Below are 13,972 nucleotides of genomic sequence, written 5' to 3' on the forward strand. Positions count from 1 at the left end.
GTTTGCCCGACGTTCCGCCTGTATTATTAGTATTAATGCAGCACCGTGACCGCATCTTCCAGACGACCCGCGCGATGTTTCACCATTGCGGAAATCTGCGCACTCTCTTCAACCAGTTCGGCGTTTTTCTGCGTAATGTTGCTCAGCTCATTCACCGCGCGGGTCAGGCTGGAAAGACCATCTGACTGTTCCAGCGTTGAGTGGCTGATTTGGGCGATCAGCTGAGTGACGTTTTGCACCTGCGCCACAATATCGTCCATCGTGCGTCCTGCGGCGTGAACCTGGTCGGATCCGGACTGCACTTTGTCGGCGCTGGCATCAATCAGCTTACGGATATCATTGGCAGCACTGGCGCTGCGGCTGGCAAGATGACGCACTTCTCCCGCCACCACGGCGAACCCTTTCCCCTGCTCGCCCGCCCGCGCGGCTTCAACAGCGGCGTTCAAAGCCAGAATGTTGGTCTGGAAGGCAATATCGTTAATCAGCGTGGTAATGGTGCCGATCCGCTGGGTGCTGTTGGCGATATCGTCCATGGTTTTGATGACGGTATCCATCGCCTCACCGCCGTGCGTTGCCGCGCTGCTGGCGGCAATAGAGAGCTTATCAGCCGCCGCGGCTGTCTCTGAGTTTTGTTTTACCGATGCCGCCATCTGATTCATGGTGGTCACCGTTTCCTGCACGTTCTCAACGGTCTGCTGCGTATGCTTATTTAAATCATCGCTACCTTTTGCCAGCGTTTCGCTGTCGCTGCGCACGCAACTCACCTGGCTGGAGACGTCATGAATAAGCCAGCGACACATTAATCCCAGTTGGCCCACTGCTCGCAGCATCAGTCCCAGTTCATCGCTGCGGTTAAGATGCGACACGCTGTTCCGCTCACCGGTCGCCACTTTCAGCGCCTGACGGGTGACATTCTCAATAGGACGCACAATCTGCCATTCGAAAATAGCCGTTCCTAAAAGCATCACCAATGCACTCATCAACAGTAACGGCCATTCGGCCCCCATTTGCTGCAATGCGACCGCTAGCAGGACAAACATGAATGCCATCACGCTGCGTACCCGCCAGCGAATCGGCATCGCCGGCAGTTTACCCAGCCAGCCTTTGCGTACCACCAACCCCTTATGGATACGCCGGTTGCAACGTCCTTCGTTCAGCGCTTTATATAAAGGCTCTACCGCTGCAATTTCCTCGTCAGTTGCCCGGGTACGAATCGACATATACCCGGTCACGCGTCCTTCCCGCACCATCGGCACCGCATTGGCCCTCACCCAGTAGTGATCGCCATTCTTACGCCGGTTTTTCACAATCCCGCTCCATGGCTCGCCCTGCTTCAGGGTGTACCACATATCCGCAAACGCCGCTTTTGGCATGTCCGGATGACGAACCAGATTGTGCGGCTTTTCGAGCAACTCATTCAGTTGATAGCCGCTGACCTGAACGAAGGTGTCGTTCGCATGGGTGATATAGCTTTGCAAATCGGTGGTCGACATGAGGGTGATATCATCATCCAGCGGTGTATTTTGCTGACTAACGTAGGGATGAGAAGACATGATTGCGTCCTGTGCAGGTTATCTGGTTGTTAACTCTTTCGGCTTATGTTATTTCGGCGATAATTTTTTTATCTTTAGTTGTTAAATTTGATTTAGATCGCAATTTGCGATTAAACCTCAAAAACTGTACGCATTCTAATCCATTGATTTAAAATACTTTCATCCAGTAACTATTCAATATCACTTCTACCAGCGCACTGTCACAGTGCAAATATTGCCCATTTTTAGAGCAAATTTGCGTTTATTCGATCTGTTTTCAGGCTCCTGACTTGGGCAAAATGCCAGCAAATGTTAAATAATGGCATTAAATGTTGCGTAAATAAGATGTTTCCTGGTGTTTATCCCGATTTTTGCTAAGCGCGCCGGAATGGCGCAATCCCTGCAATACTTAAATCAGTATCATGTGATACGCGAGCTCCGGGAGCATATTTTGAACAGGTTACCTTCCAGCGCATCGGCCCTGGCCTGCAGCGCACACGCACTGAATCTCATCGAAAAGCGCACGCTTGATCATGAGGAAATGAAATCGTTAAACCGAGAGGTGATTGAGTACTTCAAGGAGCATGTCAATCCGGGGTTCTTAGAGTATCGAAAATCTGTAACTGCAGGCGGGGATTACGGAGCCGTAGAGTGGCAAGCGGGAAGCCTGAATACGCTTGTCGACACCCAGGGGCAGGAGTTCGTCGATTGCCTGGGTGGTTTTGGAATTTTCAACGTGGGGCACCGTAATCCAGTCGTGGTTTCCGCCGTACAGAATCAACTCGCGAAACAACCTCTGCACAGCCAGGAGTTACTTGACCCTCTGCGGGCCATGCTGGCAAAAACTCTCGCCGCACTGGCGCCCGGTAAACTGAAATACAGTTTCTTCTGTAACAGCGGGACCGAGTCGGTTGAAGCCGCTCTGAAGCTGGCGAAAGCGTATCAATCACCGCGCGGTAAATTTACGTTTATTGCCACCAGCGGCGCATTCCACGGTAAATCACTGGGCGCGCTGTCCGCCACGGCTAAATCTACCTTCCGCAAACCCTTTATGCCGCTGCTGCCGGGCTTCCGTCATGTGCCGTTTGGCGATGTTAACGCGATGCGCACCATGCTCAGCGAGTGTAAAAAGACCGGTGACGATGTCGCAGCCGTGATCCTCGAACCCATCCAGGGTGAAGGGGGGGTGATCCTGCCGCCACAAGGCTATTTAACCGCTGTTCGTAAACTTTGCGATGAGTTCGGCGCACTGATGATCCTTGACGAAGTGCAGACCGGGATGGGGCGTACCGGCAAGATGTTCGCCTGTGAGCACGAAAATGTGCAGCCCGACATTATGTGTCTTGCCAAAGCGTTAGGCGGCGGCGTGATGCCCATTGGCGCAACCATTGCCACCGAAGAGGTGTTCTCCGTCCTGTTCGACAATCCTTTCCTGCATACCACCACGTTTGGCGGCAACCCGCTCGCTTGTGCGGCTGCGCTGGCCACCATTAACGTCCTGCTGGAGCAAAATTTACCGGCTCAGGCGGAGCAGAAAGGCGACATGTTGCTGGATGGTTTCCGTCAGCTTGCGCGGGAATACCCGGACCTGGTACATGATGTACGCGGCAAAGGCATGCTGATGGCGATTGAGTTTGTCGATAATGAAATCGGCTACAACTTTGCCAGTGAGATGTTCCGCCAGCGGGTGCTGGTCGCTGGGACGCTGAACAATGCCAAGACGATCCGCATCGAACCGCCGCTAACGTTAACGATCGAGCAATGCGATCTGGTGTTGCGATCAACACGCAAAGCCCTGGCAGCATTACGGGTGAGCGTGGAGCAGATGTAACAGATGTCTGTCCGGCCTGCGTGAGCAAACGTAGGCCGGATAAGGCGTAGCCGCCATCCGGCATCAGCACAATTTAAACAATCCGCACGCCTGCAGGCATCACCCGTTCTGGCGTTAACAGCACGCTTTCGCTGCCATCGTCCGTCTCAGCGCACAGCAGCATACACTCTGATGTTTCACCGCGCATTTTGGCCTTTTGCAGATTACACAGCACCACCACCGTTTTCCCCATCAGCTCCTCTTCGCTGTAATAAGGCACCAGGCTGGTCACGGTTTGCAGCGTACGCTCTCCCACATCAACCTGTACGATATACAGCTTATCGGCATTGTCATGGCGCTTAACCTGTGCGATTTTTCCAACACGTATTTCCATGCGGGCAAAATCAGCAAATGCGACAGTATCCATTGTTTTCTCCTTTAGTAAAATTTTACTAAATACTAGCAAACTATTTTCCGGGCATTGTTCTCAAAAGCGGGGAAATGACGTATCCATCACACTCTGCAAGCCCAGTTTTACCCCGAGCATGTCAATTAAACGTGCTTTTTTTACTGAAAACAGATGAATAGATAAGCACTTCATTTACAATGCGCAGGTAACTCAGGGAAAAGGCAAACATGGCAACACTTAAAGACATCGCAATCGAAGCTGGCGTGTCCCTGGCGACAGTGTCCCGGGTTTTAAACGATGACCCCACGCTGAATGTAAAAGAAGAGACCAAGCATCGCATTCTGGAGATCGCGGAAAAGCTGGAGTACAAAACCAGCAGCGCCCGTAAGAACCAGACCAGCGCACTCGGCCCCCAGCATATTCTGGCGCTCTACAGCTATCAGCAGGATTTGGAAATCAACGATCCTTACTATCTCGCGATCCGCCATGGGATTGAAACCCAGTGCGAGAAGCTGGGGATTGAACTGACCAACTGCTATGAGCACAGTGGGTTGCCGGAGAGCAAAAACATTACCGGCATTCTTATTGTCGGCAAACCTTCTCCTGCGCTGCGCGAGGCGGCAACAGCGCTTACCGACAACATCTGCTTTATCGATTTTCATGAACCCGGCAGCGAATATGACGCTGTCGATATCGATCTGGCCCGCATCAGTAAAGAGAGCATCGACTACTTCATCGCCCAGGGCGTGACCCGCATTGGCTTCATCGGCGGCGAAGATCAGCCTGGCAAGGCTGATATCCGCGAAGCCGCGTTTGTCGAATACGGTCGCCTGCAGCAGGTCGTTTCAGAACAGGATATTTATCGCGGCGGCTTCTCCAGTTCATCAGGCTATGAACTGGCCAAAAAAATGCTGGCGAAAGCCGACTATCCCAGCGCCCTGTTTGTGGCTTCTGACTCGATTGCTATTGGCGTTCTGCGCGCCATTCACGAGCGTGGACTGAACATTCCGCAGGATATTTCGCTGATTAGCGTTAATGATATCCCGACGGCGCGCTTCACCTTTCCTCCGCTTTCCACCGTACGCATCCATTCAGAAATGATGGGCAGTCAGGGCGTCAACCTGCTGTTTGAGAAAGCCCGCGACGGACGTGCACTTCCCCTGCTGGTTTTTGTTCCCAGCAAGCTGAAACTGCGCGGCACCACCCGCTAAAATCCCCCGTTAATCCGTCCGGTTTCTGCTGAAGCCGGGCGCGCATTGTCATGCATTTTTTTCTGCGCCCGAATTATTTTCGTGATCCAGTTAAAGTAAATCACCTCACCCGCTATATTTTAGTAAAACTTTTACTAAAATCACCATCAATTACACTTACTCACCATTAAAATGAATGGTTCCGATTTTTCTCCACCGGGAGGCCTTATGAATCGCTGGGAAAACATTCAGCTCACCCACGAAAATCGACTGGCGCCACGCGCATATTTTTTCTCTTACGACTCCGTTGCGCAGGCTCGCTCGTTTGCCCGCGAAACCAGCAGCCTCTTTCAGTTGCTGAGCGGTCAGTGGAATTTCCAGTTCTTTGAGCATCCGCTGCAGGTGCCGGAAGCCTTTACGTCGCAGTTTATGCGCGACTGGGACAACATCACCGTCCCCGGTATGTGGCAGATGGAAGGGCACGGCAAGCTGCAGTATACCGACGAAGGTTTTCCTTTCCCGATTGATGTCCCCTATGTGCCGACCAATAACCCCACCGGAGCCTACCAGCGTATTTTCTCTCTCAGCGAAGGCTGGCAGGGCAAACAGACGCTGATTAAATTTGATGGCGTAGAAACCTACTTCGAAGTTTACGTGAATGGTCAGTACGTTGGCTTCAGCAAAGGCAGTCGCCTGACGGCCGAGTTTGATATCAGCGCGGTGGTGAAAACCGGTGACAACCTGCTGTGCGTTCGCGTCATGCAATGGGCTGATTCCACCTACGTTGAAGACCAGGATATGTGGTGGTCGGCGGGAATTTTCCGCGACGTCTATCTGGTCGGCAAACAGGCGACTCATATCCAGGATTTTACCGTTCGTACCGATTTCGATGATGACTATCGCGATGCCACCCTCTTCTGCGACATCGTGCTGGAAAACATCGCCTCCACGCCAACGATGGCATCGCTCGAATACACTTTGTTTGACGGTGAGCAGACGCTGCATAGCGGCGTGATTAACGCTCTGACGGTGGATAAACTCACCCGCACCGCGTTCAATTTCAAGGTCAGCGCACCACAGCAGTGGTCGGCGGAATCGCCGTATCTCTATCATCTGGTAATGACCCTGAGAGATGCCAGCGGCAACATCCTTGAGGTTGTGCCGCAGCGCGTCGGATTCCGCGATATCAACGTTCGCAACGGTCTGTTTTACATCAATAACCGCTATGTCATGCTGCATGGCGTCAACCGTCATGATAACGATCATCTCAAGGGTCGCGCGGTCGGTATGGATCGTGTGGAAAAAGATCTGCTGTTAATGAAGCAGCACAACATCAACTCCGTACGCACCGCCCATTACCCGAACGATCCACGTTTCTATGAATTGTGCGATATCTATGGTTTGTTCGTCATGGCCGAAACCGACGTTGAATCTCACGGCTTCGCTAATATCGGCGATATCAGCCGGATCACCGACGATCCGCTGTGGGAAAATGTCTACGTTGAGCGCATCGTACGCCACATCCACGCGCAGAAAAATCACCCGTCGATCGTCATCTGGTCGCTCGGCAATGAATCCGGCTACGGCTGTAATATTCGCGCCATGTACCACGCGGCAAAAGCGCTGGATGACACGCGTCTGATCCACTACGAAGAAGATCGTGACGCCGAAGTGGTGGATATCATTTCCACCATGTACACCCGCGTACCGTTGATGAATGAGTTTGGTGAATACCCACATCCTAAACCGCGCATCATCTGCGAATATGCTCACGCAATGGGCAACGGCCCCGGCGGGCTAACGGAATATCAGAACGTCTTCTATCAGCATGATTGCATTCAGGGACACTATGTCTGGGAGTGGTGCGATCACGGGATTCAGGCCAAAGATGAAGACGGTAACGTCTGGTACAACTATGGCGGTGACTACGGCGACTACCCGAACAACTACAACTTCTGCCTTGATGGCCTGATTTATTCCGATCAAACCCCAGGCCCGGGTCTGCAAGAGTACAAGCAGGTAATTGCACCAGTGAAAGTGCGCGCGCAGGATCTGGCTCGCGGCGAGCTGCGGGTAGAAAACAAACTGTGGTTCACCACGCTTGACGACTACACCTTGCATATTGAGGTTCGCGCCGAAGGAGATACGCTCTCTGCTCAGCAGATAAAACTGCGCGACGTTCCTCCCAACAGCGATACGCTGCTGCAATGCACGCTGCCGGAGCTGGATGCGCGCGAGGCGTTCCTCAACGTCACCGTGACGAAAGATTCCCGCACGTTATACAGCGAAGCCGGGCATCACATCGCGACTTATCAGTTCCCGCTGAAGGCCAGAACGGCGACTGCCGTACCGTTCAGTCTGCAAAACGCCACCCCTTTGACGCTGGAAGAGAACCGCCAGAGCTGCACCGTTCGCGGTTATAACTTCCATCTGACGTTCTCAAAGCTGACCGGTAAACCCATTAGCTGGAACGTCAATGGTGAAGAGCTGATTACCCGCGAGCCGAAGATTAATTTCTTCAAACCAACCATAGATAACCACAAGCAAGAGTTCGAAGGCCTCTGGCAGCCAAATCATATACAGATAATGCAGGAGCATCTGCGCGACTTTACCTTTGAGCAAACCGAAGATGCGCTGCTCATCACCAGCCAAACGATTATCGCCCCGCCGGTATTTGATTTCGGTATGCGCTGCACCTATCGCTGGCGGATTGCCGCAGACGGTCAGTTGAATGTGGAGCTTTCCGGCCAGCCTTACGGCGAGTACCGGGACATTATTCCGTGTATCGGCTTCACGATGGGCATCAGCGGTGATTTGGGACAGGTGGCCTGGTACGGACGTGGTCCTGGTGAAAACTATGCCGATAGTCAGCAGGCCAACATCATCGACATTTGGCGCAGCAGCGTGGATGAGATGTTCGAGAATTATCCGTTCCCGCAAAACAACGGCAATCGTCAGGACGTACGTTGGGCAACGCTAACCAATCGTCACGGTAACGGTCTGCTAGTGATTCCGCAGCGCCCTGTCAACCTGAGCGCCTGGCGCTATACGCCAGAAAATATCTTTGCCGCACAGCACTGTAATGAGCTGCAGCACAGCGATGACATCACCCTCAATCTGGACCATCAGCTACTGGGCTTAGGTTCTAACTCGTGGGGAAGCGAGGTACTTGATTCCTGGCGCGTCTGGTTTACGTCATTCAGCTACGGCTTCACGTTGTTGCCGGTTTCCGGCAGTGAGTCTGGCGCTCAAACCACCGCCAACCGTGCCTTTGGCACCGGGTTCTTTTCCACGAATATGCACAGCGAGAATACAAAATGAGGATCATCGACAACTTAGAGCAGTTCCAGCAACGCTATGCTTCGGGTCGGAAATGGCAACGCTGCGTCGAGGCCATTGAAAATATTGACAATATTCAGCCAGGCGTCGCTCACTCTATCGGTGATTCTCTGAGCTACCGTGTAGAGACAGACTCTGCAACCGATGCGCTGTTTACCGGCCATCGTCGTTATTTTGAGATCCATTACTACCTGCAAGGACAGCAAAAAATAGAGTATGCCGCCAAAGAGGATCTCCAGGTGGTTGAATATTATCGCGATGAAACCGACCGCGAATATTTGAAAGGCTGCGGAAAAACCGTAGAAGTGCACGAAGGACAAATGGTTATTTGTGACAACCATGAAGCCTATCGTTTTATCTGTAATAGCGTAGTGAAGAAAGTCGTACTCAAAGTCACCATCGAAGATGGTTATTTTCATAATAAATAAAAAAAACAGGCGGCGCCGACGTTGCGCCGCCAGTACCCTATAATAATCAGGAATCGGAGATGTGCTATGTCTGATACCAAACGTAATACCATCGGCAAGTTCGGCTTACTTTCACTCACCTTTGCCGCGGTTTATAGTTTTAATAACGTTATCAACAATAATATTGAGCTTGGTCTGGCATCCGCACCGATGTTTTTCCTCGCGACAATTTTCTACTTTATTCCATTCTGCTTAATCATCGCCGAATTTGTTTCGCTGAATAAAAACTCCGAAGCCGGTGTCTACGCATGGGTGAAAAGCTCGCTGGGCGGGCGCTGGGCCTTTATTACCGCCTACACCTACTGGTTCGTTAACCTGTTCTTTTTTACCTCGTTACTCCCGCGCGTTATCGCCTATGCCTCGTACGCATTTTTAGGCTACGAATACATTCTGACGCCCTTCGCCACAACCGTGTTAAGTATGGTGCTGTTTGCCTTCTCGACCTGGGTTTCGACCAACGGCGCAAAAATGCTGGGGCCGATTACCTCCGTCACCTCCACGTTAATGCTGCTGCTGACGCTGTCCTACATTTTACTGGCGGGTACTGCGTTGGTGGGCGGCGTGCAGCCTGCTGACCCCATCACCGTTGATGCAATGATCCCGAATTTTAACTGGGCATTCCTCGGTATCACCACCTGGATATTCATGGCGGCAGGCGGCGCGGAGTCCGTGGCGGTATATGTCAACGACGTCAAGGGCGGGTCAAAATCGTTCGTGAAGGTCATTATCATTGCCGGGATTTTTATCGGCGTGCTTTATTCCATCTCCTCGGTGCTAATCAACGTCTTCGTCAGCAGCAAAGAGCTGAAGTTTACCGGTGGATCGGTGCAGGTATTCCACGGTCTGGCGGCATACTTTGGCCTGCCGGAACTGATCGTTAACCGCTTTGTCGGCCTGGTCTCCTTTACCGCGATGTTCGGCTCTCTGCTGATGTGGACCGCAACGCCGGTGAAGATCTTCTTCTCTGAAATTCCGGCGGGTATTTTCGGTAAAAAAACCGTCGAACTGAATGAAAACGGCGTACCGGCCCGCGCAGCGTGGATCCAGTTTCTGATCGTTATCCCGCTGATGATTATCCCAACGCTCGGTTCCAATACCGTGCAAGACTTAATGAACACCATCATCAACATGACCGCCGCCGCATCGATGCTGCCGCCGCTGTTTATTATGCTGGCCTACCTGAATCTGCGCGCAAAACTGGACCACTTACCGCGCGACTTCCGTATGGGTTCGCAAAAAACCGGCATTATTGTGGTATCAATGCTGATCGTCCTGTTCACTATCGGATTTATTGCCTCTACCTTCCCGAGCGGCGGAAATATCATAACCATTATTTTCTATAACGTCGGTGGGATTGTTATTTTCCTCGGTTTTGCCTGGTGGAAATACAGTAAATACATCAAAGGGCTAACTAAAGAAGAAAAAGCTATTGAGGCTGCTCCCGCTTCAAATATCAATTAATGACTAAAACATAATAACAATAAACAATATTCTCCAAGGCTATAACCAAAATAATTCGAGTTGCATGAAGGCGGCAAGTGAGTGAATTCCTAGGAGCATAGATAACTATGTGACTGGGGTGAACGAACGTAGCTAACGCACATGCAGCTTGAAGTATGAAGGGTATATAACAATAAAAATTATATTTTATTTGCTTAGGATCGAAGCATGAATAACATTAGCCATTATTGCAGGGCAATTATTGCCCTGCCCTTTTTCTGCGTCTCTTCTGTGGGTGCAGAAGAAGTTCGCCCTGCTGAACACGACGATACGAAAACACCTGCCATAACCTCCCCCTCTTTTCGTTTTTATGGCGAATTGGGCATGGGTGGATATATGGATTTAGAAGGAAAAGATAAGCATAAATACAGCGACGGTACTTACATTGAAGGTGGCCTGGAGATAAAACACGGTTCATGGTTTGGTCTGATCTACGGCGAGGGCTGGACCGTCCAGGCCGACCATCAAGGCAATGCCTGGGTTCCTGACCATAGCTGGGGCGGATTCGAAGGCGGGATCAACCGCTTTTACGGTGGTTACCGTACCGATGCTGGAACAGAGGTGATGCTCAGCCTGCGCCAGGACTCCTCGCTGGATGACCTGCAATGGTGGGGGGATTTCACGCCAGACCTGGGCTACGTTATTCCGAATACCCGAGACATCATGACCGCCATTAAGGTGCAAAACCTGACCGGCCCTTTGCGCTATAGCGTGACCGCTACACCCGCCGGACATCACGATGAAAGCAAAGCCTGGTTGCACTTTGGTAAATACGATCGCTACGACGATAAATATACCTATCCGGCCATGATGAACGGTTACATCCAGTACGATCTGACTGAAGGCGTAACCTGGATGAACGGTCTGGAGATAACGGACGGTACCGGACAGCTGTTCCTGACCGGCATCCTCTCGCCCAACTTCGCCGCCCGCGCGTGGCACCACACGGGTCGCGCCGACGGGCTGGATGTATCCGGCACCGAGACCGGCTATATGGTCAGCGCGATGTATGAAGCGCTAAAAGGCGTTTACCTCTCCACCGCATATAGCTACGCCAAACACCGACCGGATCGCGCCGAGGAAGAAACCACGTCCTTTATGCAGTTCGGTATCTGGTATGAATACGGCGGCGGACGTTTCGCTACCGCCTTCGACAGCCGGTTCTATATGCAGAATGCATCTGGTGACCCGAGCGACCAAATCTTCCTGATGCAATATTTCTATTGGTAACAAGGACCGGAACTCATGAATATCAAACCCCTTCTTACGCCGCTGGCCTGCCTCCTGCTGATGAACGTCTCTGCGCATGCCGCCAGCGTTAATGACTTCAAAAACATCATTAATCGCACCGGTGCGCCGGACTACATGCATGACTACGATCACGACGACCACCAGCGTTTTAATCCCTTTTTCGACCTCGGCTCATGGCACGGGCATCTGTTGCCAGATGGCCCCGCAACAATGGGCGGCTTTCCTGGCGTCGCACTGCTGACCGAAGAGTACATCAACTTTATGGCCAATAATTTTGACCGACTGACGGTGTATCAGCACGGTAAAAAGGTCGATTTTACCCTCGAGGCTTACAGCATTCCCGGGGCGCTGGTACAGAAATTGTCATCAAAAGATGTACAGGTAGAGATGACGCTACGCTTCGCCAGTCCGCGCACTTCGCTGCTGGAAACCAAAATCACCAGCAACTCGCCGCTGGATCTGGCGTGGGACGGCGAACTGCTGGAAAAACTGGAGGCAAAAGAGGGAAAAGCCCTGTCGGATAAAACCATTGATGGCGAGTTCCCTGGCTATCAGCGCAAAATCACCGCCACGCACGACGGCCTGAAAGTCACCTTCGGCAAGGTGCGTTCAACCTGGGATCTGCTCACCTCCGGCGAGTCGGAGTATCAGGTGCATAAATCTGTCGCCATGAAAACCACGGTTAATGGTCATCGCTTCACGGGGAAGACCCATATCAACGGTTCGACGACGATTTACACCACCTGGTCTCATCTGCTTACCGCCGAAGATGTGGCAAAAGAGCAGCCGCAGATCCGCGATATTCTGGCGCGTCCTTCTTCTTACATGCTCGCCTCGCAGCAGCGCTGGGACGACTATCTCAAGAAAGGCTTAAACAACCCGGACGCCACGCCAGAACAAACCCGAGTGGCGGTGAAGGCGATCGAAACGCTGAACGGTAACTGGCGCTCGCCAGGCGGTGCGGTAAAACACAATACCGTGACACCGTCGGTTACCGGCCGTTGGTTCTCCGGCAACCAGACCTGGCCTTGGGATACCTGGAAGCAGGCCTTCGCCATGGCGCACTTTAACCCGGAGATCGCCAAAGAGAACATTCGCGCCGTCTTTTCATGGCAGATTAAACCCGGCGATCCCGTTCGCCCGCAGGACGCCGGATTCATTCCCGACCTGATTGCCTGGAACCTTAGCCCCGAGCGCGGCGGCGACGGCGGCAACTGGAACGAGCGTAACACCAAGCCAAGCCTGGCTGCCTGGTCGGTAATGGAAATCTACAACGTCACCAAGGATAAGGCCTGGCTCGAAGAGATGTATCCAAAGCTGGTTGCATATCACGACTGGTGGCTGCGAAACCGCGATCATAACGGCAACGGCGTACCGGAATACGGCGCGACCCGCGATAAAGCCCACAATACCGACAGCGGTGAAATGCTGTTTACGGTGAAAAATGGCGACAAGGAAGAAACCCTATCCGGACTGAAAAACTACGCCAACATCACCAGTAAAGGCCAGTATGACAGCCTCGAGATCCCAGCACAGGTTGCTGCTTCCTGGGAATCCGGGCGTGACGATGCGGCAGTCTTTGGTTTTATCGACAAAGAGCAACTGGATAAATACGTCGCTAACGGTGGGAAACGCAGCGACTGGGTGGTGAAATTTGCCGAAAACCGCAGTAACGACGGTAAGTTGCTGGGTTACTCGCTGCTGCAGGAATCGGTCGATCAGGCCAGCTATATGTACAGCGACAACCATTATCTGGCGCAGATGGCGACCCTGCTCGGTAAACACAAAGAAGCGCAGCGCTACCGCCAGTTGGCGCAAAAACTGGCGGATTACATCAATACCTGCATGTTCGACCCAGACACCCGATTCTTCTATGACGTGAGGATCGAAGATACCCCGTTGACCAACGGCTGTGCGGGTAAACCAATCGTCGAACGTGGCAAAGGGCCGGAAGGCTGGTCGCCGCTGTTTAACGGGGCGGCAACGCAGCCCCATGCGGATGCGGTGGTTAAGGTGATGCTCGATCCCAACGAGTTCAACACATTTGTCCCACTTGGTACTGCAGCGCTGACCAACCCCGCCTTCGGCGCGGACATCTACTGGCGCGGGCGCGTCTGGGTGGATCAGTTCTGGTTTGGGCTAAAAGGGATGGAGCGTTATGGCTATCGCGATGAAGCGTTAAAACTGGCGGATACCTTCTTCAGCCACGCCAAAGGCCTTACAGCAGATGGTCCGATTCAGGAAAACTATAACCCATTGACCGGTGCACAGCAGGGCGCGCCAAACTTTTCCTGGAGCGCGGCACATCTCTATATGCTGTACAACGATTTTCTTAAAAAACAGTAATCTGTGACATACCGCCGGATGGCGCTTCGTTTATCCGGTCTACAAAGACACATTTTCACAGGCCGGATTAGGTGCTTGCACCGATATCCGGCATATTCATTCTCTGGCCCCACTCCTTTTTTGAATCC

General features: G+C 52.4%; 9 protein-coding genes. 7 read left to right on the forward strand and 2 right to left on the reverse strand.

What is annotated here, in order from left to right; all coding sequences use genetic code 11:
- Positions 1 to 32: 32 nt before the first annotated feature.
- Positions 33 to 1,553 carry a methyl-accepting chemotaxis protein gene (locus tag OGV89_RS13295; protein ID WP_003841468.1) on the reverse strand — a complete coding sequence of 507 codons (1,521 nt, stop codon included), beginning with the start codon at positions 1,551 to 1,553 and terminating at the stop codon, positions 33 to 35.
- Positions 1,554 to 1,983: 430 nt separating this feature from the next.
- Between OGV89_RS13295 and ygjG the strand changes: the two genes are divergently transcribed.
- Positions 1,984 to 3,363, forward strand: coding sequence for a putrescine aminotransferase (ygjG, locus tag OGV89_RS13300; protein ID WP_168150126.1), 1,380 nt, complete (start codon positions 1,984 to 1,986; stop codon positions 3,361 to 3,363).
- Positions 3,364 to 3,436: 73 nt separating this feature from the next.
- On the opposite strand, the gene OGV89_RS13305 is transcribed toward ygjG, so the two are convergent.
- A complete protein-coding gene (locus tag OGV89_RS13305; RefSeq protein ID WP_003024768.1) occupies positions 3,437 to 3,769 on the reverse strand; it encodes a tRNA-binding protein in 333 nt (110 codons plus the stop codon).
- Positions 3,770 to 3,978: 209 nt separating this feature from the next.
- Here OGV89_RS13305 and ebgR point away from each other — a divergent pair, with 209 nt between their 5' ends.
- From ebgR to ygjK, 6 genes are all read left to right on the forward strand, one after another.
- The gene (gene ebgR / locus OGV89_RS13310) at positions 3,979 to 4,962 is read left to right on the forward strand and encodes a transcriptional regulator EbgR (RefSeq protein WP_003024771.1); all 984 of its coding nucleotides are present in this window, start codon (positions 3,979 to 3,981) and stop codon (positions 4,960 to 4,962) included.
- Positions 4,963 to 5,169: 207 nt separating this feature from the next.
- On the forward strand, positions 5,170 to 8,262 hold the full coding sequence (ebgA, locus tag OGV89_RS13315; protein ID WP_286558821.1) for a beta-galactosidase subunit alpha: 3,093 nt from the start codon (positions 5,170 to 5,172) through the stop codon (positions 8,260 to 8,262).
- On the forward strand, positions 8,259 to 8,708 hold the full coding sequence (locus OGV89_RS13320) for a beta-galactosidase subunit beta (RefSeq protein ID WP_003024776.1): 450 nt from the start codon (positions 8,259 to 8,261) through the stop codon (positions 8,706 to 8,708). Before ebgA ends, OGV89_RS13320 begins: the two co-directional genes overlap by 4 nt.
- Before the next feature lie 66 nt (positions 8,709 to 8,774).
- On the forward strand, positions 8,775 to 10,208 hold the full coding sequence (locus OGV89_RS13325) for an amino acid permease (RefSeq protein WP_003846220.1): 1,434 nt from the start codon (positions 8,775 to 8,777) through the stop codon (positions 10,206 to 10,208).
- 207 nt (positions 10,209 to 10,415) lie between these two features.
- A complete protein-coding gene (gene ygjJ, locus OGV89_RS13330; RefSeq protein ID WP_048232835.1) occupies positions 10,416 to 11,477 on the forward strand; it encodes a protein YgjJ in 1,062 nt (353 codons plus the stop codon).
- Between the two features lie 15 nt (positions 11,478 to 11,492).
- Positions 11,493 to 13,844, forward strand: coding sequence for an alpha-glucosidase (gene ygjK, locus OGV89_RS13335; RefSeq protein ID WP_286558823.1), 2,352 nt, complete (start codon positions 11,493 to 11,495; stop codon positions 13,842 to 13,844).
- The last annotated feature ends 128 nt before the right edge of the window (positions 13,845 to 13,972 follow it).

Source organism: Citrobacter sp. Cf125 (assembly GCF_030333935.1).
Taxonomy (GTDB): domain Bacteria; phylum Pseudomonadota; class Gammaproteobacteria; order Enterobacterales; family Enterobacteriaceae; genus Citrobacter; species Citrobacter freundii.